Genomic DNA, 26,758 nt, shown 5'->3' with positions numbered 1-26,758 from the left:
GCAGCCATTCCCGGAATCACCGGGCCACTGCAAGCGAGGATTTCAAGGTGGCAATGCCGTTTCGTCACATCCGCAATGCCGGGTTCAGGTTCAGCCTGCTGACCGTCGCGATCACCGCCGCCCCCGCCTGGGGGCAGGAAGAGGTGGTGGAGCGGGTCGAGGTGATCGGCCAGGCCGCCAGCATCGACAAGGCGCTGCAGGAGCAGAAGCGCTCCGACAGCATCGAGAGCGTGGTGCACGCCGATGCCGTTGGCCAACTGCCCGATGACAACGCCGCCGAGGCCCTGCAGCGGATTCCCGGGGTGTCGGTTGAACGCGACCAGGGTGAAGGGCGTTTCGTCAGCGTGCGCGGCATCGCGCCGGACCTCAACAGCGTTACCATCAACGGCACACTGGTGCCCGCCCCCGAAGGCGATCGCCGAGCAGTGGCCCTGGATGTGTTGCCGGCTGAGTTGGTGCAGTCGCTATCGGTGGTCAAGAGCCTGACGCCGGACATGGACGCCAACTCCCTGGGCGGCACCATCGAGGTCGAGAGCCTGTCGGCCTTCGATCATGACGGGCTGTTCTACACCCTTAGCGGCGAAGCCAGCCATGACACCAACGTCGACCGCGACAGCCCGAAGTTTTCCGGCGCGGTCAGCGACCGCTTCAGCCTCGGTGACGGCATCGACAACTTCGGTGTGGCCGCGGCGTTCAGCTGGCAGAAGCGCAAGTTCGGATCGGACAACGTCGAAACCGGTGGCAACTGGGACTTCGACGACGGCGCCCGACTCGAAGAGGTCGAGGCCCGCGATTATGAAATCACCCGCGAGCGCACCGGTCTGGGTCTGAACTTCGACTATCAGCCAGACGACTTCTCCAGTTACTACCTGCGCACTCTCTACAGCAAGTTCAAGGATACCGAGACACGTAACGCCATGGGCCTGGAGTTCGCTGACCCACAGGCCTCCGGCGCGCGGGGCGAAGCTGAGGGCTGGCGTGATCTCAAGTCCCGCGAGGACACTCAGGAAATCCAGTCCTACGTACTCGGTGGCGAGCGCATCATCGATCTGTGGACCATCAGCGCCCAGGCCGGCTACAGCCAGGCCACCGAGCACGATCCGGGCGGCATCGCCGGCGCCAAGTTCGTCGGCGATTTCGCCGATGTCGGCTTCGATGGCACACGCAAGCCAAGCCTCAGCGTCGGCAGCGACTTCTACGACCCGACACGTTTTACCCTCGACGAAGTGGAGTGGGAAAAAGTCGACGGCAAGGATCAGGAAAAGAACATCCGCCTGGACCTGGCCCGTGATTATGAATGGCAAGGCAACGCCTCACAGGTCAAGTTCGGCGGCAAGCTCAGCCGTCGCGACAAGACCAGCGACACCGAGACCTGGGTCTACGACGATTTCGACGACATCAGCCTCGCGGACTACCAGAGCGGCAGCGTCGACTACGCCCTGGGCCATTACGGCAACGGCATCAGTGCCAGTGCGATCAAGAGCTTGATCGCCGGCCTGGACAAGGCGGCGTTCTACGACGAGGAGGCGTCGCGGATCAATGACTTCGACATGAGCGAGGACATCAATGCCGCCTACCTGATGAACACCCTGGACATTGGTGACTGGCGGCTGATTGCCGGCCTGCGCTACGAGGGCACCGAGTTCTCGGCCAAAGGCACCGGGCTGCGCGACGGTGTCTACGAGGACATCAGCAGCGACAACCGCTACGACCACTGGCTGCCAGGTGTGCACGCCCGTTATCAGCTGTCGCCCTCGACGGCGATCCGTGCGGCCTGGACCAACAGCGTGGTGCGTCCGACCTTTGGCCAGCTGGCACCGGGCTTCGTCATCGACGAGAGCGATGCCTCCTTCGGCAACCCGGAACTCAAACCGCTGGAATCGATGAACCTCGACCTCGGCATCGAGCACTACATGGGCCGTGCCGGCGTGGCCTCGGCGTTCCTGTTCTTCAAGGACATCGATAACTTCATCTACAGCACCGATCTCGCCGGCACTGGGCAGTGGGTCGATTTCGACGAGGCACTGACCTACGAGAACGGCGACGGCGCCAAGCTGTACGGGCTGGAGCTTGCCTATTCGCAAAAGTTCGATTGGCTGCCAGCGCCCTGGAACGGCGTGTTGTTAGGCGCAAACCTGACCTTGAGCAAGTCCGACGCAACCCTCAAAGGGCCCAGCGGCAAGCGCGACATCGACCTGCCGAACCAATCCGATACCGTCGGCAACTTCATGGTCGGCTGGGAAAACGACCGCTTCAACATGCGAGTGGCCGCCAACTACAAGTCCGGCTACCTGCTGGAGGTCGGCGCCATCGACGACAAAGCCCATGACCAGTACGTCGACGACTCGCTGCACGTCGACTTCAAGGCCGGCTATTTCATCACCCCGGAACTGCAGCTGACCTTCGAGGCGCAGAACATCACCGATGAGTCCTACTACGTCTACACCGGCCATCAACGCTACAACGCTCAATACGAAGAGTACGGCCCGACCTACAAGCTCGGCCTGACCCTTACCCACTTCTGATCGATCGTCTTCAGGGATAGTGCTTGACCATGCGTATGTTTACCTTGTCGATGCTGGGGCTGTGTGTGGCCCTGGCGCAGAGTGGTGCCCAAGCGGCGCCAGAGCTGGCCTTGCAGGCTTCGCAAAACGATAGCGCCGCGGTCCAGTGGCTGGCGCCACTGCCTTTCATGAAACAGGCCGAACGCGTGCAAGTGGCGGCCAAAGCGCTGCAACTGGTGGACCATCAGGGGCGGGTGCTGAGCGAGCTGGCGGGGCGTTTCGAGTCACTCGACCACCGCATCGACGATCGCGGGTTGCTGGTCGCTACGCTCGACAAGCGCCGTCAGCAGGCGTTGCTGGCCAGGCTCGACGCCAGCGGCCAGTGGGGCGCTCCGTTGTACCTGCCGAAAACCCGCTACGCCATCGAAGGGCTGTGCCTATATCGCGACAGTGCCCGCAACGACTTCCTGTTCCTGGTCGGCGAGGAGGGCATTGGCGAGCAATGGCTGGTGGCCCAGGCTGGCCGTCCGTTGCCTGAGGCGCGCCAGGTTCGGGCACTGAGCCTGCCGCCGCAAAGTGCGTTCTGCCAGGTCGACGACAGCAGCCACGCCCTCTATGTCAACGAAGAGAACGTCGGTCTGTGGCGTTATGAGGCGGGTTCCGAGGCGCCCTTGGTCCGTGAGCCGGTGGACCTGCGTGAGCCATTCGGCGGCCTGGCCAAGGCGGCGGCCGGTATGGCCGTGGTGCCCGGTGGCTTGTTGCTGCTGGACTCCGCCGCTGCTGCTTTGCACCTGTACCAGCGTAGCGCTGCCCAGTGGCAACGCGCCGGCACGCTGCCGTTGCCTGGATTGGATGAACCCGAGCAGGTGAGCGCCCGCGTGGCCGACCAGGGCCTGGATCTGTTGCTGGTCGATGACCAGGGCAGCCACCAAGCGCGCCTGGGCTGGTTGCCCAAAACCGCGCCAGCGAACGAGTCGCCGGTACAACTGAGTGCCCAGGTGCAGACCGATGTCGTGCCCAGCCTGGGTGATGCCGCCGACGATCCGGCCATCTGGGTTCATGCGAGTGAACCTGCGCGCAGCCGCGTGCTGGGTACCGACAAAAAGGGTGGCCTGCTGGTCTACGACCTGCAAGGCAAGCAGCTACAGGACTTGCGCGTGGGGCGTTTGAACAACGTCGATGTGCGCAGTGGCTTCCAGCTCGGCGAGCGTCGGGTTGACCTGGCGGTGGCCAGCAACCGTGACCGCAATACCCTGCAGCTGTTCGCCATCGATCCAGCCAGCGGTGAGCTCAGCGACATCGGCCAGGTGCAGACGGCGCTCAAGGAAATCTATGGCCTGTGCCTGTTCAAGGAGGCCAAGGGCGCGATCCACGCGATCGCCAACGACAAGGACGGCCGTTTCGTGCAGTACCGCCTCGATGGCCACGACGGCAAGGTCTCCGGCGAACTGGTACGCACCTTCAGCACCCGGACTCAGTCCGAAGGTTGTGTGGCCGACGACCGCACGCAGCGCCTGTTCGTGGCCGAGGAAGACGTCGCGGTGTGGGCTTTGAACGCCCGCGCCGAAGCATCGGCGCAACTGGAGCAGGTGATCGCGGTAGGCGGTCCGGTCAAGGACGATATCGAGGGCCTGGCGCTGTATCACGGCGCCAAACGGGATTACCTGGTGCTCTCGAGCCAGGGCAACGATCGCTACGTGGTAGTCGAGGCCCAGGCGCCGTATCGCCTGCGCGGTAGCTTCCAGGTTGGCCTTGACGCAGTGCGTGGCATTGATGGCGCCTCCGAGACCGACGGCCTCGACGTGACCTCGGCCAATCTCGGTGGACCATGGGCCCAGGGCATGCTGGTGGTGCAGGACGGCCGCAAGCGTCTGCCCGAGGGCAACCAGAACTTCAAATACGTACCGTGGGCGGACATCGCCAGGGCACTAAAACTCGACTGAATGTCGCCTGCCTGTCATCCAGACGCAACCTCGCTGCCATTGACTATGGAGCCAATGGCGACACGATAGAAAAGGACTCGACCCATGCAAACTCCAACTCCACTCGAACACACTACCGTCTGGGGCCTGGTCAGCGATGCCAGCCTGGTGGTCCAGGCCGTCATGCTGTGCCTGGTACTGGCCTCGTTGATCAGTTGGTACCTGATCGTCCAGCGCGGTACGGCGTTGCGCCGAGCTGACGCGCACTGCCGGGCGTTCCTGCGGCAGTTCCGCGGCGCTGAGACCAGTCAGTTGTATCAGGAACTGAAGAGCCAACCGATACCCGCGCACGCCGGGCTGCAACGGTTGTTTCTCGCCGGTTACCAGAGTTTCCAGCAATTGCAGCCGGGCCAGCAGCCGGACAGCGTGCTCGAAGGCGTCGAGCGCAGCCTGCTGGTGGCCATCGCGGAACAGGAGGGGTGCCTGGAGAAAGGTCTGCCGTTCCTCGCCACGGTGGGTTCGGTAAGCCCTTACATCGGCTTGTTCGGTACGGTGTGGGGGATCATGAACGCCTTCCTCGGCCTGTCCCAGGTGCAACAGGCGACTCTGTCCACTGTCGCCCCCGGCATCGCTGAGGCGCTGATCGCCACCGCCATCGGACTGTTCGCGGCGATCCCGGCGGTGATGGCCTACAACCGCCTCACTGCCCGCAGCCAGGCGCTGCTGACTCGTTATTACGCATTCGGCAATGAACTGCAGGGCCGCCTGCAGCGCCGCTTGCAAGGTGCCAACCCGGCACTGGCCGTGGCAGCCTGAGGAGAACCCTGATGCTGGTCAAACCTGTTCGCAAGCACGGCGTGAAAGCCGAAATGAACGTGGTGCCTTACATCGACGTGATGCTGGTGCTGTTGGTGATCTTCATGGTCACCGCTCCGATGCTGGTACAGGGCGTGCAGATCGAGCTGCCTAAGGTGGCCGCCGAGGCCCTGCCTACACCGAACCAGCAGCGCATCGTCACCTTGTCGGTGAAGGCCGATGGCAGCTACTACTGGAACCTTGGCAGCGAAGTGGACACCACTGGGCAGACCGGCAGCGCAGTGGATACCGCGCAGATGCGTGAAAAGATCGCCGCCATCGTCGCCGAGGACCCGCAGACCCAGGTATACCTGCGCGCCGATCAGCACACCGACTATGCCGCGGTGGTGGCCGGGATCGCCGAGCTGCAGCGCGGCGGCGTGGGCCGTCTGGGCCTGATCACCGAGGCGCCCTGATCATGACCAGTCTGAGCTTCGCCCAACCCCCGTTGTCCCTGCGCTGGCCTGCCTGGCGTGAACATGGCGCTGCTTTGGCTAGCGCAATCGCCCTGCATGCCGGGCTTGCCTACCTGTTGTTCAACCTGTCGCAGCCAGCGGAGTTGCCGCCGGCGCCGGCGGCGGTCATCCAGACGCAGTTGGTTGAATTGCCCAAGCCGGCCCCTGCGCCTTTGCCCGTGCCGGAGGCAACTGCGCCGACAGCGGTCGCCGAACCTTCGCCGGTGGTTAAGCCTGAGCCAGTGACACCCACGCCGGTGGTCGACGAGGCAGCACTGGCCCGCAAGCGGGTACAACAGGCGCGGCGCGACCAGCAGCGGGCCGAGCAGGTGCGGCGGGAGGCCGAGCGCCGTGAGCAGTTAGCCACGCAACAGGCGTTGCAGGCCAAGGCTGAGCAAGCGCGGCTGGAGCAGCAGCGCCTGGCCCAGGCCCGCCAGGCCGAAGCAGAGCGTCAGGCCGCTGCTGCGGCACGCGCCCGGGCCGAGGCCGAAGCGGCAAGCCGGCAATACCTGCCGATTGCCAAACAGGCGCCGGATTATCCGCAGCGGGCGCTGGACCGCCGCATCGAAGGCGAGTGCACCGTGGTCTACACGGTCGATGCCCAAGGGCGGGTCGCCGACCCACAGATCGTCGGTAACTGCCACCCGCTGTTCATCAAACCCTCGCTGGCAGCGGCCAAGCGTTTCCGCTACCAGCCTCGGGTGGTGGACGGTCAGGCGGTGGCAGTGGCCAATGTTAAGAACACCTTCACCTATCGGATTCAGTCGCTTGCCAACTGAGGGCGAACAGGGTTTCGCCCGGCAACTCGAAAGCCACTTGGCCGCCGCTGCACACCGGCTGCACCGTGCGACTGCGGCTGTCGGGGCCGAACAGGCTCAGCGCCGGGCAGGCACCCAAGGCGCCTTCGAGCTTGACGTGCTGCAGACGAGTGCCTTTGTTCACCCCAAGAATGCTGCGCTGCTGTTGGCGGGCCATGGCCAGGGCGTCGACCTCGAAGGCCGTGTTGTCCATGCGTTGTACCTGGTCCAGCCAGTGCGCCTGCATGAACTGCTGGGCCAGGCCCACCGGTTTGAGTTCGAAGCTATTGGGCGATGACATGCGGATCATGCCCTTGAGGTGGTGCGGATCGTCTGCGGCCTGGAACCAGTTGAGCATGTCCAGCAGGCCGTCCTGGGCCGAGTTGATCGCTACCGAGGCCCACCACAGCGAGGCGAAATGGGTCTCCTGGTCGTAGGGGCTGACGCTGCCGCCGCTGGAGATATTGGTCTGGTCCAGCAGCAAGGCCTTACGCGGCCGGCCATTGGCATCCAGGCCGACGACCTCGGCGGCACGTCTGACGCTGTCGCGGTACACGCGGGTGGCCAACAGGTCGCGGATCATCCATTCGTGCCAGGCCAGGGCATCGATCTGTGGGCCGGCCTCCTGCAGCATGCGTTTGGCCCAGTCGATACCGCGACGTTGTCCGCCTTGGGTGGTGAAGGGGCCGTTGACGAAACGCGCACTGGCCGGCATGGCGATGCGTACACCGGCCTCGCGGGCGCCGGGGTAGGCCCGCACGCGCTGGTACATCGCATCGAAGAAGGCCTTGTAGGTGGCGTAGTCGGGATAGTTGTAGTTGGGCTCGTCGGCGAAGGACAGGTAATGAATACCCTTGCCGCCCAACGCCACCGTGCCGGCGAGCCAGGCGTCAAGGCCCTGAAAGCTCTGTTGGTCGATGGCCAGGTCGGCCTTGCGGCCGCTGGCGGCGAGCAAGGTGATGTTCTGATAGATCCCCGCACGTTCCTGGTAGAAGCGCCGGAACGCATCCTCGTAGTGGGGGCGTGCGGCGAGAATGTCGACCGAGCTGTAGAAGCCTCCGGCCTTGGGTTGCAGGGCATCCAGGACGGCGTAGCTTTCGGCTGGCGGCAGCACGTAGGGTAGGGCGACACCCAGGTGCGGGGTGGGGCCGAGCCGTTCAGCGTGCAGGGTTAGCGTGGTCTGGCCGTCCTCCTGACGTAGCGCTTGCAGGTGGTCCGGGCGCTGGGCGAACAGGTTGGAGCTGCCATCGAGCCAAAAGGCCGCCTTGCCGCTGCCTTGCAGACGCAGCCGCCAGATCTGGTCCTGGTCGGACACCGGCAATTCGAGGCGATCGAACCGCGGGTACTGGGGATAGGGCGTGAGTTTCAGTTCGAGCTGCCTGCCATCGCCCAGGCGCTGCGCCTGCATGGCGCGCACGCCGCCGAAGTATTTGCCGGCGAGCACCGCACGCTCACCTGCCGCCACCTTGAAATACAACTCGGTACCGCGGCTGACCTCGGCGCTGAAGTGCACCTTGGCCGGTTCGAACAGGGCCACCGTGCTGTCGTCGTGCTCGATGCGGTAGCGCCGGAAGCTGTAGCCTGGTACTTCGACGCGATAGCTGCTGCGGCTGGCTGACAGCGGCCAATCCTGCACGCCGCGGCCTTCGCTGGCGGGTATGAAGCGCTCGGCGCGCAGCTGGCCGTGGCCATCGAGCAGGTACAGATGTTCTTCGTTGGCGCTGGTTTGCCAGGCCGGCACCCAGCTGACATGCAGGGTGTCGGCGCGGCTGGGTTGCAGGTAGAGACTGCCATCGCGCACATCGCCCCAGTCCATGGGGGCTGCCTGGACGAGGCCGGCGAATGCGCACAGCGTGAAGGCAAGGGGTCTTGTCATAGGTTTTCGCTCATGCGCACGCAGTGTTGATGGGTCGACGCCGCGCTAAAGCCTAGCCGCTTATTCGCCGAGCGGTGTGCGCCGGAGCGGGCGGAGGACCTCGGTGAGCATCGCGCGCCTGGCGCGGTGCTCATCGAGGTCGGGGACAGGCTCAACCGGCGCCCACCACCATCGAGGTGAACGGCGCGACATAGGCCTGCAAGGTGACCAACGCACCGACCAGGATCGCCAGGACCACCGAATGGAAGAACACGTAGCGCAGGATCTCGCCCTCGTGACCGTACCAGCGGGTGGCGGTGGAAGCGACAATCGTGCGGGCTTGTCCCATACAGGGGCCTGCCCAGGATCGACAGGTTCCGCTGTGCGGAACCACATTCGATTGTGCTGCCCAGCCACTCGCGCTTATCTGTCGACAAGCACGACCTGCCTGAACCGTCGTGATCCCAAGCGAACAACAAGAACGGGACCCACCCGCGCGAGGAGAGACACCATGTTGCGACATCAGCACATCCTGGCCTGGCTGAATGATGTGGCCAGCGACCTGCACGCCATCCGCCACGATATCCATGCGCACCCGGAACTGGGCTTCGAGGAAAGCCGCACCTCGGCCCTGGTCGCCCGCTTGCTGAAAGAGTGGGGCTATGAAGTGCACACCGGCATCGGCAGGACCGGCGTAGTCGGCGTACTGCGCAACGGCAGCAGCACGCGCTCGCTGGGCCTACGTGCCGACATGGACGCGCTGCCGATCCATGAGGCCACCGGCACGGCCTATAGCAGCCAGCACCCGGGTTGTATGCACGCCTGCGGTCATGACGGTCATACCACCATGCTGCTCGGCGCAGCACGTTACCTGGCGGCTACGCGCCAGTTCGACGGCACGTTGACGCTGATCTTCCAGCCTGCAGAGGAGGGGCAGGGCGGTGCCGAGGCGATGCTGGCCGATGGTTTGCTCGAGCGCTTTCCCTGCGATGCACTGTTCGGCATGCACAACATGCCGGGGTTGCCGGCGGGGCATCTGGGCTTTCGCGAAGGGCCGATGATGGCTTCTCAGGACCTGCTCACCGTGACCCTGGAGGGGGTTGGCGGCCATGGTTCGATGCCCCATCTGACGGTTGACCCACTGGTGGCCGCAGCCAGCGTGGTCATGGCGCTGCAGACCGTGGTGGCGCGCAACATCGATGCCCAGGAAGCGGCCGTGGTCACCGTGGGTGCCTTGCAGGCCGGGGAGGCGGCCAACGTCATTCCCCAGCAGGCACTGCTACGCCTCAGCTTGCGCGCACTGGACGCCCAGGTCCGGGCGCAGACCTTGGAACGGGTACGCGCGATCATCACGGCCCAGGCCGAAAGCTTCGGCTGCAGCGCACACATCGAGCACCGTCCGGCTTATCCGGTACTGGTCAACCACGCCGCAGAGAACGCCTTTGCCCACAAGGTCGGAGTCGAACTGCTGGGAGCCGATGCGGTAGATGGCAACACCCGCAAACTGATGGGTAGCGAAGACTTCGCCTGGATGCTCCAGCGCTGTCCGGGAGCCTACCTGTTCATCGGCAATGGTGTGCAGCGACCGATGGTGCACAACCCCGCCTACGACTTCAACGACGACATCCTGCTGATCGGCGCTGCCTACTGGGGTGCGTTGACCGAGAGCTGGCTCGAGCCGGCCTGACCCCTGCATTGACGACTGCCGCTGGCGCCTGGGCGCAATCGCGTCCTGGCGATCACCTGAACGCAACAGATGGATGGAGTGTTCCCCATGCAGAATTCCAATACAGGCGCGTCGCGTACCCGGCAAGTGGTCGCGGCGGTCATCGGCAACGCGCTGGAGTGGTATGACTTCATCGTGTACGGCTTTCTGGCGAGCATCATCGCCAGCCAGTTCTTCCCCTCGAACGATGCCTATGCTTCGCTGCTGATGGCCCTGGCCACCTTCGGCGTCGGCTTCTTCATGCGTCCGGTGGGCGGTGTGTTGCTGGGCATGTACTCCGACCGCAAGGGGCGCAAGGCGGCGATGCAACTGATCATTCGCCTGATGACCTTGTCCATCGCCATGATCGCATTCGCCCCTAGCTACCTCGCCATCGGCATGGGCGCGCCGTTACTGATCGTGGTGGCGCGCATGCTCCAGGGCTTCGCCACCGGGGGTGAATACGCCAGCGCCACGGCTTTCCTGGTGGAAAGCGCACCGGCCCATCGCAAAGGCCTGTACGGCTCATGGCAACTGGTAGGGCAGTGCCTGGCGGTGTTTAGCGGTGCGGCGATGGTCGCGTTGGTCACCCATCTGTGCAGCCCCGAAGCCCTGGCCAGCTGGGGCTGGCGCGTGCCGTTCGTGGTTGGGCTGCTGATCGGTCCGGTGGGGCTGTGGATCCGCAAGTACATGGAAGAGCCCGAGGAGTTCCTCGATGCCCGCCAGCAGGCCAAAGGCCAGGCACCGAGCCTGCTGCAGGTCCTGCGCGAGCATCGTCGCAGCCTGCTGGTGTCCATGGGACTGGCCTGCGGTGCGACGGTATCGTTCTACGTGGTACTGGTGAACATGCCGACCTTCGCCCACACCAATCTCGGCCTGCCATTGGACCAGGTACTGCTGGTGCAGATGCTCGCCGTCGGGCTGATGACCGTGGTCATTCCCCTGGCTGGGGCATTGTCCGACCGGCTCGGTCGGCGGCCGGTGCTGATGGCGTTCACCCTGGTGTTCTTCATCATGGTCTATCCGCTGTATGTCTGGGTGGCCGCGGCGCCCTCGATCGAACGCCTGCTGGTGATGCAGCTGCTGCTGTGTACCGCCATCGGCGGCTTCTTCGGCCCGGCGCCAACCGCACTGGCCGAGCAGTTTCCGGTGGCGGTGCGCTCCACCGGCGTGTCGGTGGCCTATAACGTGGCGGTGATGGTGTTCGGTGGCTTCGCGCCGCTGATCGTCACCTGGTTGAGCAAGGTCCTCGGGACCCCGGTCGCACCGTCGTTCTATGTCCTGTTCGCCTGCCTGCTGACGCTGCTGGGCACCTATTGCCTGAAAGAAGCACCGCGGGCCGGCAAGTCCGCTGCCTTCAACCTTGGAGTGAAACCGTGAAAGCGCTAGACATCGATCCTATCGTCGCCCTCGGTGCCGAGGCCCTGTCCGAGGCGATCCATGCGCGCCAGTTCTCGTGTCGCGAAGTGATGCAGGCCTATCTGGGGCACATCCAGCGCTACAACCCGCAGGTCAATGCCCTGGTGTCCCTGCGCGACGACCAGGCACTGCTGGCCGAGGCCGGTGAGCGCGACCGGGAGTTGGCGGCGGGGCAGTCGCGGGGCTGGATGCATGGGATGCCCCAGGCGATCAAGGATCTGGCCGCGACCGCCGGCCTGCGTACCACCCTCGGATCGCCGTTGTTCGCCGAACATGTGCCATCGGCGGATGCGATCAGCGTGGCGCGGGTGCGGGCCAGTGGTGCGATTATCGTCGGCAAGAGCAATGTGCCGGAGTTCGGCCTGGGTTCGCAGAGCTACAACACCTTGTTCGGTACCACCACCAACGCCTACGACCCCAGTCGCGTGGCCGGAGGCAGCAGTGGTGGTGCGGCGGCTGCTCTGGCCATGCGCCTGCTGCCAGTGGCCGATGGCAGCGACATGATGGGTTCGCTGCGTAACCCGGCAGCGTTCAATAACGTGTTCGGTCTGCGCCCGTCCCAGGGCCGCGTGCCCTATGGGCCGACAGCGGAACTGTTCCTGCAGCAACTGGGCACCGAAGGGCCGATGGGGCGCAGTGTGCGGGATGTGGCACGGCTGCTCACGGTGCAGGCGGGCTTCGACGCACGTGCCCCCCTCTCGCAAGGCCAGGGCGCGATTGATTTCACCGCGAATCTGGCGCGCGACTTCAACGGCGTGCGGGTCGGCTGGTTGGGCGATTACGCTGGCTATCTGCCGATGGATGAGGGCGTGATGGGCTTGTGTGAAGCCGCCCTGGCGGACTTTGCCGAGCTCGGCTGCAGTGTCGAGGCATGTCAGCCCGACTTCGACCTGGCTCGCTTGTGGCAATGTTGGCTCACCCACCGCCACTTTCTGGTGCATGGCAATCTGGCCGAGGCCTATGCCGATCCTGGCACGCGCGCGCAGCTCAAACCGGAGGCACAGTGGGAAGTCGAAGGCGGCTTGCACCTGAGTGCAGCGGCTGTTTATCGGGCCTCGCTGGATCGCAGTGCTTGGTACCAGGCGTTGCGCAAGCTGTTCGAGCGTTACGATTTCTTGCTGCTGCCCTCGGCCCAGGTGTTCCCTTTCGACGCAACCGCGACGTGGCCGAAGGTGGTCGGGGGGCGGGCAATGGACACTTATCACCGGTGGATGGAAGTTGTCATCGGCCCGACCTTGGCCGGGCTGCCGAGCATGAGCGTGCCGGTCGGTTTCAATGCTGCCGGGCTGCCCATGGGCCTGCAGATCATAGGCCCGGCGCAGGCCGACCACGCGGTGCTGCAGCTGGCCCATGCCCATGAACGACTCACCCGTTGGATCGAGCGTTGCCCTCCGGCAAGCCTGCAACCGCATTGATCGCGCTAGTCAGGCCCGTATCTTGCTGGGCAAGATGACCATCCACGCATGCCAGGGAGGTCAACAATGGGCACTACCAGGATCGGGGCTGCAGACAGTGGCAGCGTGCGCTCGGTGGAGCGAGCGCTGGCCATCGTCGAGCTGCTCGGCGAGCATCAGGCGCTGGGGCTGGAACAGTTGCATTACCTCACCACGCTACCCAAGGCGACGGTATCGCGCATGCTCGCCACCTTGCAGGAGCAAGGCTGGGTGTACCGCGGCTTGAGTGACAGGCGCTATCGCCTGTGTGCAAAGCGCTTGTTCGGCGACAGCCAGCAGCGCTTCAAGCGCGAGTTGGTCGAGCGCGCGGCACCGTTGCTGCTGGAGCTCAGCGAACGCACCGGGCTGGTGGTCGATCTGTCGTGTTTCGACGGCGAGCGGCTCGAGGTGATGGAAAGCTCGATTCCCCAGATACTGCGCAAGCGCTACCCGAACAACTGCCAGATCGTTGGGCACCATGCCAGCTTGTTCCACTCGGCCATGGGCCGGGCGTGCCTGAAGGAGTTGGCCGTGGACGAGGTGCAGCGCCTCGCCGCGCAAGAGCGGCAGACCGGGGACGCGGCCTTGCGGGACATCGAGCAGGACGGGCACAAAGGCTTTGGGCAGCGCACCGAGGGGTATTGGGAGTACCCGGTTCGCTTGCCGTTCCTGATCCGGGCAATCGCTTTGCCGGTGCGGGTGCAGGGGCGGCTGGCCGGGAGCATCGCCTTGCATTGGCCGTTGGATCAGGCACCGGTGGAGCGGGTGCTGAGCCTGCACCTGGGCAGTCTGGAACAGACAGTGGCGCAGGTGCAGCATGCCCTGGTTGGCTAGCCAGTACAGAGCACGACTCACTTGCCCCCAAGCGGCATCACCAGCTATGCCTAGTGTCTGATCCTGACAAAAAGGCCCTCCGATGCTGGTCGTCGAACAGCTGCACAAGTCGTTCTCCACCGCCCAAGGCCCGCTGGATGTCTTGCGCGGCGTCGACCTGACTCTCGCTGCCGGTGCCAGTCTGGCCCTGATGGGCGAGTCGGGCAGTGGCAAGAGCACGTTGTTGCACCTGCTGGCCGGACTCGACCGCCCCGACAGCGGCCGCATCCTGATCGACGGGCGGCCCCTGGACAGCCATGGCGAGCCCGCTCTGGCTCGTTGGCGTCGCGAGGGCATCGGCCTGGTGTTCCAGCAGTACAACCTGATCAGCAGCCTGGATGTGGCAGCCAACCTTGCCTTCCAGGCGCGTCTGGCCGGCCGCCACGATCCCGCCTGGATCGACCACCTGGCGCAGCGCCTGGATTTGGCATCGCTGCTGCAACGTTATCCCGAGCAACTGTCTGGTGGCCAGCAGCAGCGCGTCGCCATCGGCCGCGCCCTGGCGAGCAAACCCGCGCTGATGTTGGCCGACGAACCCACCGGCAGCCTCGACGAGGCCAGTAGCGATGAGGTGATGGCCCTGCTGTTGCAGTTGGTCGCCGAGGCCGGCAGCAGCCTCTTGATGGTCACCCACAGCCAACGCTTGGCGGCCCGGCTTGAACAGCGCTGTGTCTTGCACAACGGCCAGGTGAAGCGTCGATGAGTACCCTGCGCATCACGTTGCAGGCCTTGTGCAGCCATTGGTGGCGCCATCGCCTGCAATGCCTGGGTATCTTCACCGGCTTGTGGCTGGCCACTGCATTGTGGACCGGCGTACAAGCACTCAACACCCAGGCGCGCAGCGACTACGCCCAGGCCCGGGCGGTGCTGGCGGGACCCGCGCTACCACAGATCGTGGCCCGCGACGGCCAGCGCTTCGACCAGGCGTTGTATGTCCAGTTGCGCAAGCAAGGCTGGCAGGTGACGCCAGTGCTCGAAGGCCGCCTGCGTATCGCCGATCAGCCGCAGATCAGTCTGCGGCTGATCGGCATAGAGCCGCTGAGTCTGCTGCCGGGCATGTCGGTGGCCGGCGCCGGTACGCAGGGGTTCGACCTGCAAGCGTTCATCGGGGCGCCGGGGCAAGCCTGGATCGGACCGGACACCCTGCGCCAATTGCGCCGAAAGGTTGGCGATCAGCCGCAGACGGCAGACGGGCAGACCTTGCCGCCGCTGATCTTGAGCGAACAGCTGGCGCCAGGGGTCATCGTCGTCGACATCGGTCAGGCACAGGCACTGCTCAACGCGCCTGGACAGCTATCGCGTTTGATTGGCAGTGCCGAGCGAGCATTGCCAGAGGCTATCGCTGCTCGCCTGAAGGTACTGTCCGCAACCGACGACGGTGACCTGGAGCGGCTGACCGCAAGCTTTCACCTCAACCTCACCGCATTGGGCCTGCTGGCCTTCGTGGTCGGGCTGTTCATCGCCCACGCCGCCATCGGCCTGGCCTTGGAGCAGCGCCGCGGGTTGATCCGCACCTTGCGTGCCTGTGGCGTCAGCCTGTTCACGCTCTTGGCCGCATTGGCCCTGGAGCTTGGCCTGTTCGCCCTGGCTGGTGGCTGCGTGGGGCTGCTGACGGGATATAGGCTGGCGGCCCTGTTGCTGCCGGACGTCGCCTCTAGCCTGCAAGGCTTGTATGGCGCGCGGGTCGCAGGGCAATTGCAGCTACCGTTGGGGTGGTGGCTGGGCGGCATTGGTGTGGCAGTGCTCGGCGCATTGTTTGCCGGCTGCGACAGCCTGCTGCGTGCCGCACGCCTGCCGTTGCTGGCCTTGGCGCAGCCACAGGCCTGGCGCCTGGCGCAATTACCCTGGCTGAAACGCCAGGCATTGGTTGGCATCGTGTTGCTGATGATTGCCTGGGGCTGTGCTGAATTGGGTAACGGCTTGCCCAGCGCATTCGCCATGCTTGCAGCACTGCTGTTGGCAGCTGCATTGCTGCTGCCCGGTGTGCTTGCAGCTTTGCTTGGCAGGGTGGCACGGCATTGCCGGCGTCCGTTGGCGCAATGGTTTGTCGCGGACAGCCGCCAGCAGTTGCCCGCGCTGAGCTTGGCCTTGATGGCGTTATTGCTGGCATTGGCGGCTAGCGTTGGTGTGGGCGGCATGACCGAAGGTTTCCGGCGCACCTTCATTGGCTGGCTGGATCAACGCCTGGCCGCAGACCTTTATGTCAGTCCGCGCGACAGCGCCCAGGCTGAGCAAATAGTGCAGTGGTTACGGCAAGATCCGGCTGTGCGCAGCGTGTTGCCCAGTTGGCGAGTGGAATGGCGCCTGGAACACTGGCCGGTGGAGGTCCAGGGAGTGGTGGATCATGCGTTCTACCGCGAACATTGGCCACTGCTGGAACAGACGCCATCGGCCTGGGGCCAACTGGCATCGGGCCGAGGGGCCATGCTCAGCGAACAACTTGCGCGCCGCCTCGGGATTTGGCTCGGCGATCGCATCGCCTTGCCGAGCGAACCACCTCAGCAACTGAATGTGGTCGGCATCTATGCCGATTACGGCAACCCCAAGGGACATGTTCTGCTCAACGCCGACTGGTTGCGCCACCACGCACCGGGCGCCAGCCTGACGGGCTTGAGCGTGTTGGCCCGCCCCGGTGAAGTCGAATCCATCAAGCGCGAGGTGCAGCAACGTTTCCCGCTGGACGATAACCAACTGGTCGAGCAGGCCAGCCTGAAAGCCTGGTCGACCCAGGTGTTCAGCCGGACCTTCGCGGTGACTGCGGCATTGAACAGCCTGACCCTGGGGGTAGCCGGGGTGGCATTGTTCATCAGCCAATTGACGTTGGGCCAACGGCGACTGGGCCAGTTGGCACCGCTGTGGGCACTGGGCGTTCCGCGCCGCTGGCTGGCGTGGTTGAGCCTTGGCCAGATGCTGCTGCTCAGCGGCTTCACCGTGCTGCTGGCCATTCCTCTGGGCCTGCTGCTGGCCTGGTGCCTGGTGGCCGTGGTGAATGTGCAGGCCTTCGGTTGGCGCTTACCCTGGCACGCGTTTCCTGGTCAACTGCTGCAACTGGCCGCGCTGGGCCTGTTGACCAGCCTGCTCGCCAGTGCTTGGCCGCTGTGGCAACTGGCTCGCCGCCAGCCGAGCGACTTGTTGCGCCAGTTCAGCGATGAACGTTAAACCCTGGCTGTTACTCACGTGCCTGTTGCTGGCCGCGTGCGACCCGCCAGCGCCCGCACCGCAGAGCTATGCCGGGCTCGGTGCCGATGCCTCTGCGTTCAAGCAGGTGGTGCCCAACACAGCGCTCGTATTCCCGCGCGACCATGCCGCCCATGACGGTTTTCGCATCGAATGGTGGTACGTCACGGCCAACCTCAAGGATGCCCAGGGCCGCGATTGGGGCGTGCAATGGACCCTGTTCCGCTCGGCCTTGCGTGCCGGTCCGCAGACGACCGGGTGGAGCAGCGCAAACCTGTGGATGGGGCATGCGGCCTTGACCGGTCCAGGCGGCCATCAGGTCGGCGAGACCCTGGCCCGCGGTGGCATCGGCCAGGCCGGCGCCGAGGCCCAGCCGTTCCACGCCTGGATCAATGATTGGTCGCTGCAGGGCCAGTCGGGTATCGAGCAGTTGCGCATGCGCGCCAACGGTCAGGGTTTCAGCTACGACCTGGACCTGGCCAGCGACCGTCCTCTGGTGCTGCATGGCGCCCAGGGTTATAGCGAGAAGTCCGGCAAGGGCCAGGCGTCGTATTACTACAGCCAGCCGTTCTATCGGGTTCGCGGCGAAGTGCAGCGCCATGGGCAGCGTATTGCCGTGACCGGGCAGGCATGGCTCGACCGGGAGTGGAGCAGCCAGCCACTGGCAGCCGGGCAAAGCGGTTGGGACTGGTTTTCCCTGCATTTGGCCCGCGGTGCCAAGTTGATGCTGTTCCAGGTGCGAGAGGACAAGGGCGCGCCATACCGGGCCGGGACCTGGATCGACCCTCAGGGGCAGGCGAGGGCGCTGCAAGGCAGCGAGCTCGAACTCACCCCCTTGGCCTGGACACGGCAGGACAACGGCAAGCAGGTGCCTACCCGCTGGCGGGTGCAGGTGCCTTCGGTGCAGGTGGATGTGCAGGTCGAAGCGATCGAGCCCAAGGCCTGGATGGGGACGCGGTTTCCTTATTGGGAAGGGCCGGTGCGGGTGAGTGGCGGTGGGCAGGGATACTTGGAGATGACGGGGTATTGAGAATAGGTTCGCGGAGTGTTGGCGAAGCGTTCATTGGGGAGTTGTGGTGCCGCGGATATCGAGCGCCGCGCGGGCGGCGCTCGATATCGGCGGCACTACACATCCCTGGCGATGCTCTTAAGCTGGCGGCCGGTCTCACTTGAAACCGGTCACCCCATGCGGTACGTAAGGGGCTTCGAGGCGAGCGATGTCCTCGACGCTCAACTGCAGGTCCAGTGCGGCGATCGCATCGTCGAGCTGTGCCGCCTTGGATGCGCCGACAATGGGGGCCGAGACGCCGCGCTTGGCCAAAACCCAGGCCAGTGCCACCTGCGCCATCGGCACTCCTCGCTCCTTCGCCAGTTGCTCGACCACGTCGATCACCCGGCCATCTTCGGTCTCGGTTTTCTCATAGAACGAGCGGCCAGAGATGTCGGTGCGGGTACGCTCGGTCTGCAGGCCGTTGGGGCGGGTCAGCCGGCCTCGGGCCATGGGGCTCCACGGCATCAGACCTACGCCCTGGTCGAGGCACAGCGGGATCATCTCCCGTTCCTCTTCGCGGTACAGCAGATTGAGGTAATTCTGCATCGATACGAAACGGCTCCAGCCATGGCTGCTGGCGACCTGCTGGGCCTTGGCGAATTGCCAGGCATACATCGACGAAGCGCCGATGTAGCGGGCCTTGCCCGCCCTGACCACATCGTGCAGGGCCTCCATGGTCTCTTCGATGGGGGTGTGGTAGTCCCAGCGGTGAATCTGGTAAAGGTCGACGTAGTCGGTACCCAGGCGCGTGAGGCTGGCGTCGATGGCGGTCATGATCGCCTTGCGCGACAGGCCCTGCTCATTGGGGCGATTGCTGCCTTCCCACATGTTGGCCGGGTAGAAGACCTTGGTCGCGATCACCGTTTCATCGCGACGGGTGAATTCCTTGAGCAACTTGCCGAGGATGATTTCCGAGGTCCCGGCGGAGTAGCTGTTGGCAGTGTCGAAGAAGTTGATGCCTTGCTCGACCGCGTGGCGGATGATCGGCCGGCTATCCGCCTCGCCCAGGGTCCAGGGGTGGGTCCCGGCGTCCGGTTCACCGAACGTCATGCAGCCCAGGCACAATTTCGAGATGTCCAGGCCAGTGTTGCCCAGCTTGACGTACTGCATCGGTGTCTCCTTGAGTGAGTGTTCCAGCGGTCGGTAAAGCGTAGCCGCCCGGCGGTGGTGCGGAAACTCCGTATCGGCGCAGGGCTGACCTGCAAAAATTCACAAGCGCAGCAGGGGCTTGACCTGCTGGCCGAGGAAATCGGTGACTGCCTTGATCCGTGGAGTGCTGCGCACGTCCTCGTGCACGGCCAGCCAGATCTCGATGCTCATGGTCTGCTCGGCCGGACCGATGCTCTCGAGACCATGTTCCTCGGCCATGAACGCCGGTAGACAGGCGATGCCGATACCGCCGGCGGCGGCCTGGGCCTGAATACGCAGGTCGTTGCTTTGCAGGGCGAAGGGGGCGTGTCCGGTCTGTTCCAGCAACCATTGCTGCTGTGGCGACTTCGCCTGGGAGGCATCGTAGCCGATATAGCGCGGTGTACAGGCGCAGCGCAGATATTCAGGGGCAGCGTAGAGGCGGTAGTCCAGGTGGCCGAGCAGGCTGGCCACCAAAGTGGGCTCGCTGGGGCGGGTCAACGCTACGCTGATGTCCGCTTCGCGCCGAACCAGTGACGCACGTGATTTGCTACCTACCAACTGCAGGCGCAGGCGTGGGTAGCGGCGATACAACTCGCCCAGACGACGGGCGATGATGCTGCCCAGCAGGGCGGGTGGTGCCGACAGCACCACTTCGCCCTCGACTTGTTGCTGACCGGCACTGGCGAAATGCTCAACGGCGAAGGAACCTTGCGCCATCTGCTCGGCCAGTTCGGCCAGCCGATGGCCTTGTTCGGTCAGGTCGTAGGCCCTGGGGCGGCGATCCACCAGCTTGAGGTTGAGCGCCGCTTCCAGTGCCGCGATGCGTCGAGCGACGGTGGCATGGTCGACCCCCAGCACTTTGGCAGCAGCCGAGAGTGAACCGCTGCGTGTGAACGCGCTGAAGTGACGTAGATCTTCCCAATCGAACATGGCTGGCCTCTGTTGTACCCCCGCATGGTACTGGTGGGGGGCTCGGTAGGCCAGCCAGACAGGGCCAGGCTCACGCGTCGATCGGGGCGGGGGCCTTGGTGCATGGCGGTGCAGTGCAGGGGCGCGGAGCCTGGCGTAGTTGCGCCAGGTCATGCATGCTCGGCTTCAATGCCGGGTAGAGGTTGCAGTAGACGTCGTACAGCCGGTCGTAGGTGCGCCGGTTGGCTGGATCAGGCTTGGCACGAGGACACAGGGTCCGCCAGTTCCGCACCTGTTCCAGGTTGCTGATCTCGCCGATGGCCAGTGCTGCGAGCATGGCGCCGCCCAGAGGTGCTTCGACGGCCTGTTCGATGGTCATGACGGGGTAGCCGGTGATGTCGGCGATGATCTGCATCCACAAGTCCGATGCTGCGGCGCCACCGACCACGATCAGCTCAGGGTCCAGACGCACGGCTGCCTGTTGCCCGCGCTCCATATTGTGGCGCAAGGCGAATGCCAGGCCTTCGAGCACTGCGCGGTAGAGATGGGCCTTGGTATGGAACAAGGACAGCCCGACGTAGGCGCCACTGGCCTGGGCGTCCCAGACCGGGCTGCGCTCGCCCATCAGGTAGGGCAGGAACACCAGGCCGTCAGCGCCAGCCGGCGTGTTGGCAGCCTCGCGTTCCATCAACTGGTGCACCTCGACGCCGGGCGACAACGCCGCCGTCTGTTTCTCCTGTGTGCAGAACTGGTCGCGGAACCAGCTGACCGAAGCACCCGTGGCGATGGCGCCACCGAACATGTAGATGTTATCGGCAGGGTTGTGCACGTAGGGCATGCTGACCAGGCCCAGCCTGGCGTCGGTCTGCCGATTGATGAAGCCCCAGCACATGCTGGTGCCCATCATCGCCACATGGTTGCCCGGCTCTATCACCCCGGCAGCCAGGGTCGCCATGGCTGCATCGACGCCACCGGCCACCACCGCTGTACCGGGCGCCAGGCCTAGGCGTGTGGCGGCGGCCGGGGTGAGGCCGCCGACGATTTCGCTGGAATCGACCAACCGCTGCGGCATCAATGCCGGGTCGATGCCCAAAGCATCCATCAACTCGATCGACCAGGTGCGCGTACGAATGTCGTACACCCCGCCGATGTTGCCGGCCGAGCTGTGATCCACGGCCAGTTCGCCGGTCAGGTGAAACTGCACATAGCTGTTGGGCGGCAGCAGGTACCGCGTGCGCGCCCAGACTTCGGGCTGGTTGCGCTTGATCCAGAGCATCTTGGTGAAGCCATGGTAGCTGTCGACGCCATTGCCACTGATGGCTTGCAGTCGTTCCAGATCGATGTGCTGGCGAACCCACTCGGTTTCGGCGGTAGCGCGGCGATCCATCCAGATCAGGCAGGGGTGCAGCGGTCGGATGTCGCCATCCACCGGGATTCCAGAGCCACCGTACAGGCTGCTGACGCAGATGGCTTTGATTTCGTTGGCAGGTACATGGCTTTGCGCGACCACTTCGGCGATGGTCGCGTGGACGGCATCGAGCCATACGTCCGGCCATTGTTCGGCCCACAGTGGATAAGGTTGTTCGACCTGGTAGGCGATCGACGCCTGGGCCAGGATGGCGCCTTTGGTCGAAGTCAGCAGGGCTTTTGTGCTTTGCGTACCGATATCGACGCCGATCACGTAGGTCATGCTCAAGGCCTCATTCTGCCTGGGTTGTTGTTGTGAAATCCCGTTCGGATAGAGCAATGTAGACGTTAACATTCCATCGATCAAAAAAACGCCCATGGCAGGAATGAGGGCGTTTACAGGCAATCAGCACGTCATGTTGTCAACGTCAACATGGGCGCAAGCTAGCACAGGGGTTTTGCCATTACAATACGCCTTCCCCGAACATCCAGCGGGCCTTCCAGGCCCCGTTGATCGAGGCACGACCAAGCCAGCGCGAGAAGGAGCGGCCATGAAGTCAGCAGGCAAAGCCACCATTACCGACATCGCCCGCCGGGTCAACATGACCACGGTCACGGTGTCCCGCGCACTCAACCAGCCGGAGAAGGTGAAGAAGGAAACCCTGGCGCTGATCCTCAAGGTCGCCCGCGAGCTCAACTACGTGCCCAACGCTTTCGCCCGCAACCTGAAAAACCGCGAAAGCCGGCTGTTCGGGCTGGTGACAGCGAGCCTGGACAACCCGTTCTATGGCCAGATCATCAAGGCGATTACCCGCGAGGCCAAGAAGCGTGACTACACGCTGATGCTGTTCGATACCGACGGCTCGGCGGAGCTCGAAGCGCGGGCCATGGACACACTGCTCAGCTACCAGGTGGCAGGCATCCTGCTGTCGACGGTATCGGACGATGAGCGATACCAGCCGGATTACCTCGGCAAACTCGAGATGGCCGGGATTCCAGTCGTGCAGATCGACCGCAAGCTGGCCGGCGCGCCGTTCGCCGGGGTTTATCTGGACAACGAACAAAGCGGCTATCGAGGAGCCATGGCCGTGTTGGCGCAGGGCCACCGCCACCTGCTGGTGGTGGGCGGCCCGGAACACTCGGACATCACGCTGCGTCGCCTGCAAGGCATTCGGCGGGCGCTCGCCGGTTGCAGCGAGCCGGTAACCCTGGAGGTGCTTTATGGCGACTACACCCAGGCGCCGGCCTACCAGGCGGTCGGTGAGTACCTGCGTCAAGGCAAGCGCCCCGATGTGATCTACGGCCTCAATGCGCTGATCACCCTCGGCGCGCTGCAAGCGATGCGCGAGCAGGGGCTGGGTAGGGCGGACATTGCATTGTTCAGCATCGACCACGTGCATTACGCCGGCATCTATGGCGAGCCGATCCCCTGCGTCAGTCACGACAGCGTGCAGTTGGGGTTGGAAGCGATCAGCCTGTTGCTGGGCAGGATCGACGACCCCGATGCGCCATTAACCGATCGAGTGCTTGAGGGCAGGCTGGATTCCTGAAGCGAATGTAGACGTTGACATTGGCAGCGAAGCGGCAATAAAGTCGCCCTCGCTCGGGTTTTTTGCCCCGGGAATGTAAACGTCAACATTTCTCTCAGAACAAGATCAACGACCCGCAACGCGGGCGAGGGGACATCGAATGGCTAATGAATTGGAAGGCAAGGTTGCGGCGGTAACCGGTGCGGCATCCGGTATCGGCCTGGCGACCACGGAGGCGATGATAGCCGCCGGCGCTTACGTGGTGCTGGTCGATCGCGACGAGGCCGCATTGGCGCGGGCCTGCGAGCGCCTGGGAGAGGCAGCGGTGCCGCTGCACATTGATCTGCTCGATCCCGACAGTTGCGCGACGTTGTTGCCGGGAGTGCTGGAGCGAGCAGGCAAGCTTGACATCCTCTACGCCAACGCCGGTTGCTACCTCGGTGGCGATGTTGCCGAAGCCGATCCGGCCGCCATCGACCGCATGCTCAACCTCAACGTCAATGCCGTGATCAAAAACGTACGGGATGTGTTGCCGCACATGATCGAGCGGGGCACCGGCGACATCGTGGTCACCGGATCGGTAGCGGGGCACTTTCCGGTGTCCTGGGAGCCGGTGTATTCAGCGTCCAAATGGGCGGTCAATTGCTTCGTGCAGACGGTCCGCCGCCAGGTGAACACCAAGGGTGTGCGTGTCGGTGCCGTCTCACCTGGCCCTGTGGTGAGCCCGCTGCTGGCCGATTGGCCAGCGGAAAACCTGGCCAAGGCCAAAGCCAACGGTACGTTGATCGAACCGCAGGCGGTGGCCGATGCCGTGATGTACATGCTGACCCGTCCGCGCAACGTCACCATTCGCGACATGGTCGTGTTGCCCTCGGCTTTCGACATGTAGAGCCCGCCAGGGCGGGATGGTGCCCATCGGCGAGGGCGTGGATCACACCATGTGATGCCGAGCGAAATCACGCCCCGCCTTTCATACGCCGTGCAACCAGGAACAAGGCCAGGCCCGCCAATGCCGTAGCGGCACCGATATAGCCGGTACTGGTCCAGCCCAGGCCGGCGCTGATGGCCATGCCACCGAACCAGGGGCCGAGGGCATTGGCCAGGTTGAACGCAGCGTGATTGGAAGCAGCAGCAAGGCTGGGGGCCTCGTGAGCGATGTCCATCAGGCGGATCTGCAGCGGCGCGGCCAGGGCGATCATGGTGCCGACCAGGGCGATACCCAGCAGTAGCGACCACAGATTGTGGGCGGCAAACGGGAAGAACAGCAGCACTGCCGTGGACCAAACCAGTACCACGCCCACGGCGCGGAACTGCAGGGTGTCGAAGAGCTTGCCACCGGCAATGTTGCCAATGATGCCGCCGAGACCGAATGCGGCCAGGCCGAACGGAATCCACTGAGGCGCAGCCTGGGTCACTTCCAGCATGGTCGGGGCCAGGTAGCTGAACACGCAGAACATCCCGGCAAAGCCGATGGCAGCGATGGACAGCGCCATCCACACTTGCGGCAGGCGGAAGGCCTGGAGTTCCTTGCGTGGGTCGCTGCGGACCTCGTCATGGGGCTGGGGCACGTAGCGCCAGACCGAAGCGATGGTGCACACGGCGATCAGCCCCACCAGCAAGAAGGCTGAGCGCCAGCCGAAGAACTGGCCGAGGAAGGTCGCGATCGGGTTGCCCAGCAGCATGGCCAAGGTCAAGCCCATCATCACCCGGGCCACGGCGCCGGCGCGTTGCCCGCTGGGCACCATGCTCGAGGCCACCACCGCAGCGATGCCGAAATAGGCGCCATGGGGTAGGCCGCTGATGAAGCGGAAGGCCACCAGGCCGAAGTAGGAAGGGGCTATGGCGGTGGCCAGGTTGCCGATGGCATACAGGGCCATGAGCAGGAGCAGCATGTGCTTGCGCAACAGCTTGGCGCCGAGGATGGCCAGCGCTGGCGCGCCGACCATCACGCCCAGGGCATAAGCGCTGATCGCGTGGCCGACCTGGGGTTCGGTCAGGTTCAGGTTGTGGGCGATATCGGGCATCAAACCCATGATGGAAAATTCGCCGGTGCCAATAGCGAAGCTTCCAAGGGCCATGGCGGCCTCCATCTTCGCCACCGTGCTCCTGGAACGGGTGAGCGGCGGCGCTTCATGAACTGACATCGGGATCCTTATCGTAATACGCTGAAACAATAAAGCAGTGATTCTAGAGGCTCGGCGCCTGCCTCGTCGAGGTGGTATTTGCAGGGCGCTTGCTCATGGATCTACAAGCCATAACAGGCTAGGATCCGGCGTACCACATAAGCCGTAACACGGTACGACGCAATTTAGGGGCGATCATGGCAAGAGGCGGTATCAACCTGGTCCTGGTGCGCAAAGCGCGCGAAGCACTGCTGGCCCGGGGCCAGAATCCCAGTATCGACGCAGTCCGTATAGAGCTGGGCAATACCGGATCGAAAACCACCATTCAACGCTATCTGAAGGAACTCGGCTCGCACGATCCACGCCCTGTAACGGAGCCGGCACGGTTGAGCGACGAACTGTCCCATCTGGTAGCCAAGTTGCTGGAAAGGCTAATGGAGGAGGGTAACGAGGCGCTGATTCAAGAGCGTGCAGCGTTTGCACAAGAGCGCGCAATGCTGGAGCAAGGCGCCGCCACGCTTACGACGCAGTTGGCCGCTTCGCACCAGGAGGTCGCGCGCCTGCAAGCGGCCCTGCAGGCGCAGGTCGAGGAGCTCAAGACCACGCAATCGAGCCTGCAGTCCGAAATCACCCGCAACGCCCGTATCAGTCAGAGTTGCAGCGACCTCGAGGTGCGCGTGCGGGAAAAGGACGAACAGATTCGCTCGCTCGAAGACAAGCACCAACATGCACGTGATGCCCTGGAGCATTACCGCAGCGCAGCCAAGGAGCAACGCGACCAGGAGTTGCGTCGCCACGAGGCACAGCTCCAGCAGCTGCAACAGGAGCAGACATTGCTGCAGCAAACGCTGATGGTAAAACAAGACGAAATCACCCGGCTGATTCGCGACAACGAACGCCTGCTCGGCGAGCACCGCCAACAGACCCGGGAGGCAGCCCTGCAACGTGAAGCGGCAGAGCGCCTGCGCGGCGATGTCGGGCTCGCCAACGCGGCCACCGCCCGTGCAGAAGGGGCCAAGGGGTTGTTGCAGGAGCAGCTCGAGATGCTTGGCGCCCAGGTCGCTGACCTGCGTGCCGCACATGCAGCTGGTCAGGCACGGGAGGCGACGTTGCTGGCACAACTGCAGGCCCTTCAAACTGCCCCTACGGAGACGACTCGATGATCGATCATCTTGACCACCTGGTACTGACCACCGTCGATGTACAAGCCTGCAAAGACTTTTATGTGCGGGTGTTGGGTATGCAGGCGGATACCTTTGGTTCAGGGCGCCTGGCCTTTCGTTTTGGCAACCAGAAGATCAACGTGCATGAGCGCGGCCGGGAGTTCGAACCCAAGGCGCACCTGCCGGTACCCGGCGCCCTGGACCTGTGCTTCATCGCCAGCAGCGGATTGGAGCAAGTCATCGCTCAGTTGCAGGCCCAGCGCTGGCCGATCGTCGAAGGTCCGATCGAACGGACCGGTGCCACGGGGCCGATTCGCTCGGTGTACGTGCGGGATCCGGATCTGAACCTGATCGAGATTTCCGAACTGCTCTGAAGGCGGGAAAGGCTGACGAGCACCCTGGAGTACGAATGTACTCCAGGGGCAGCATGGGTTCGAGGCGGCTCTGCGC

The 26,758-nt window shown here is 64.3% G+C and carries 22 protein-coding genes; 16 read left to right on the top strand and 6 right to left on the bottom strand.

Going from position 1 to position 26,758, the window contains the following annotated elements:
- The first annotated feature begins 53 nt into the window (after positions 1-53).
- The 5 genes from KY379_RS15350 (at position 54) to KY379_RS15330 (ending at position 6,515) form a co-directional block, all read left to right on the top strand.
- A complete protein-coding gene (locus KY379_RS15350) occupies positions 54-2,525 on the top strand; it encodes a TonB-dependent receptor (RefSeq protein WP_261240712.1) in 2,472 nt (823 codons plus the stop codon).
- 29 nt (positions 2,526-2,554) lie between these two features.
- Positions 2,555-4,447, top strand: coding sequence for a phytase (locus tag KY379_RS15345; RefSeq protein ID WP_261240713.1), 1,893 nt, complete (start codon positions 2,555-2,557; stop codon positions 4,445-4,447).
- 84 nt (positions 4,448-4,531) lie between these two features.
- Positions 4,532-5,242: a protein TolQ gene (gene tolQ / locus KY379_RS15340; RefSeq protein ID WP_261240714.1), complete on the top strand. Its 711-nt coding sequence runs from the start codon at positions 4,532-4,534 to the stop codon at positions 5,240-5,242.
- A gap of 11 nt (positions 5,243-5,253) precedes the next feature.
- The gene (gene tolR, locus KY379_RS15335) at positions 5,254-5,697 is read left to right on the top strand and encodes a protein TolR (protein WP_261240715.1); all 444 of its coding nucleotides are present in this window, start codon (positions 5,254-5,256) and stop codon (positions 5,695-5,697) included.
- A gap of 2 nt (positions 5,698-5,699) precedes the next feature.
- Positions 5,700-6,515 (top strand): energy transducer TonB, encoded by an 816-nt coding sequence (locus KY379_RS15330; protein ID WP_133323897.1) that lies wholly within the window; start codon positions 5,700-5,702, stop codon positions 6,513-6,515.
- Here KY379_RS15330 and KY379_RS15325 read toward each other — a convergent pair.
- Positions 6,484-8,409, bottom strand: a complete 1,926-nt coding sequence (locus tag KY379_RS15325) for a hypothetical protein (RefSeq protein ID WP_261240716.1) — start codon at positions 8,407-8,409, stop codon at positions 6,484-6,486. The genes KY379_RS15330 and KY379_RS15325 overlap by 32 nt on opposite strands.
- Positions 8,410-8,560: 151 nt before the next feature.
- The gene (locus tag KY379_RS15320) at positions 8,561-8,737 is read right to left on the bottom strand and encodes a hypothetical protein (protein ID WP_261240737.1); all 177 of its coding nucleotides are present in this window, start codon (positions 8,735-8,737) and stop codon (positions 8,561-8,563) included.
- Positions 8,738-8,899: 162 nt separating this feature from the next.
- Between KY379_RS15320 and KY379_RS15315 the strand changes: the two genes are divergently transcribed.
- The 7 genes from KY379_RS15315 to KY379_RS15285 all read left to right on the top strand — a co-directional run bounded on the left by KY379_RS15315 (position 8,900) and on the right by KY379_RS15285 (position 18,025).
- The gene (locus tag KY379_RS15315) at positions 8,900-10,075 is read left to right on the top strand and encodes a M20 aminoacylase family protein (protein WP_133323900.1); all 1,176 of its coding nucleotides are present in this window, start codon (positions 8,900-8,902) and stop codon (positions 10,073-10,075) included.
- An 87-nt stretch (positions 10,076-10,162) separates the two neighbouring features.
- Positions 10,163-11,473 carry a citrate-proton symporter gene (locus KY379_RS15310; protein WP_133323901.1) on the top strand — a complete coding sequence of 437 codons (1,311 nt, stop codon included), beginning with the start codon at positions 10,163-10,165 and terminating at the stop codon, positions 11,471-11,473.
- Positions 11,470-12,927 (top strand): amidase, encoded by a 1,458-nt coding sequence (locus KY379_RS15305; RefSeq protein ID WP_261240717.1) that lies wholly within the window; start codon positions 11,470-11,472, stop codon positions 12,925-12,927. The genes KY379_RS15310 and KY379_RS15305 overlap by 4 nt, the downstream gene beginning before the upstream one ends.
- Before the next feature lie 66 nt (positions 12,928-12,993).
- Positions 12,994-13,779 carry an IclR family transcriptional regulator gene (locus KY379_RS15300; RefSeq protein WP_196174094.1) on the top strand — a complete coding sequence of 262 codons (786 nt, stop codon included), beginning with the start codon at positions 12,994-12,996 and terminating at the stop codon, positions 13,777-13,779.
- A gap of 82 nt (positions 13,780-13,861) precedes the next feature.
- On the top strand, positions 13,862-14,521 hold the full coding sequence (locus KY379_RS15295; RefSeq protein ID WP_133323904.1) for an ABC transporter ATP-binding protein: 660 nt from the start codon (positions 13,862-13,864) through the stop codon (positions 14,519-14,521).
- A complete protein-coding gene (locus tag KY379_RS15290; protein WP_196174096.1) occupies positions 14,518-16,977 on the top strand; it encodes an ABC transporter permease in 2,460 nt (819 codons plus the stop codon). The genes KY379_RS15295 and KY379_RS15290 overlap by 4 nt, the downstream gene beginning before the upstream one ends.
- Complete coding sequence (locus KY379_RS15285) at positions 16,967-18,025, top strand: lipocalin-like domain-containing protein (protein ID WP_261240718.1); 1,059 nt, start codon at positions 16,967-16,969, stop codon at positions 18,023-18,025. The genes KY379_RS15290 and KY379_RS15285 overlap by 11 nt, the downstream gene beginning before the upstream one ends.
- Positions 18,026-18,160: 135 nt before the next feature.
- On the opposite strand, the gene KY379_RS15280 is transcribed toward KY379_RS15285, so the two are convergent.
- The 3 genes from KY379_RS15280 to KY379_RS15270 form a co-directional block, all read right to left on the bottom strand.
- A complete protein-coding gene (locus tag KY379_RS15280) occupies positions 18,161-19,156 on the bottom strand; it encodes an aldo/keto reductase (RefSeq protein WP_133323907.1) in 996 nt (331 codons plus the stop codon).
- Between the two features lie 99 nt (positions 19,157-19,255).
- A complete protein-coding gene (locus tag KY379_RS15275) occupies positions 19,256-20,107 on the bottom strand; it encodes a LysR family transcriptional regulator (RefSeq protein ID WP_261240719.1) in 852 nt (283 codons plus the stop codon).
- A 70-nt stretch (positions 20,108-20,177) separates the two neighbouring features.
- Positions 20,178-21,776: an FGGY-family carbohydrate kinase gene (locus tag KY379_RS15270; RefSeq protein ID WP_261240720.1), complete on the bottom strand. Its 1,599-nt coding sequence runs from the start codon at positions 21,774-21,776 to the stop codon at positions 20,178-20,180.
- A gap of 268 nt (positions 21,777-22,044) precedes the next feature.
- Between KY379_RS15270 and KY379_RS15265 the strand changes: the two genes are divergently transcribed.
- Complete coding sequence (locus KY379_RS15265; protein WP_261240721.1) at positions 22,045-23,043, top strand: LacI family DNA-binding transcriptional regulator; 999 nt, start codon at positions 22,045-22,047, stop codon at positions 23,041-23,043.
- A gap of 139 nt (positions 23,044-23,182) precedes the next feature.
- The gene (locus KY379_RS15260) at positions 23,183-23,911 is read left to right on the top strand and encodes an SDR family oxidoreductase (RefSeq protein WP_133323911.1); all 729 of its coding nucleotides are present in this window, start codon (positions 23,183-23,185) and stop codon (positions 23,909-23,911) included.
- A 67-nt stretch (positions 23,912-23,978) separates the two neighbouring features.
- On the opposite strand, the gene KY379_RS15255 is transcribed toward KY379_RS15260, so the two are convergent.
- Complete coding sequence (locus KY379_RS15255) at positions 23,979-25,166, bottom strand: MFS transporter (RefSeq protein WP_196174106.1); 1,188 nt, start codon at positions 25,164-25,166, stop codon at positions 23,979-23,981.
- Between the two features lie 176 nt (positions 25,167-25,342).
- On the opposite strand from KY379_RS15255, the gene KY379_RS15250 reads away from it, so the two are divergent.
- Both KY379_RS15250 and KY379_RS15245 read left to right on the top strand, forming a co-directional pair.
- A complete protein-coding gene (locus tag KY379_RS15250; protein WP_133323918.1) occupies positions 25,343-26,308 on the top strand; it encodes a DNA-binding protein in 966 nt (321 codons plus the stop codon).
- Positions 26,305-26,682 carry a VOC family protein gene (locus tag KY379_RS15245; protein ID WP_133323919.1) on the top strand — a complete coding sequence of 126 codons (378 nt, stop codon included), beginning with the start codon at positions 26,305-26,307 and terminating at the stop codon, positions 26,680-26,682. The genes KY379_RS15250 and KY379_RS15245 overlap by 4 nt, the downstream gene beginning before the upstream one ends.
- The last annotated feature ends 76 nt before the right edge of the window (positions 26,683-26,758 follow it).

The sequence above is a fragment of the Pseudomonas sp. HD6422 genome, assembly GCF_025377065.1.
GTDB classification, from domain to species: Bacteria; Pseudomonadota; Gammaproteobacteria; order Pseudomonadales; family Pseudomonadaceae; genus Aquipseudomonas; species Aquipseudomonas putida_U.
The sequence above is the reverse complement of the archived record's forward strand: the minus strand, read 5'-3'. Positions and strand labels throughout refer to the sequence as shown.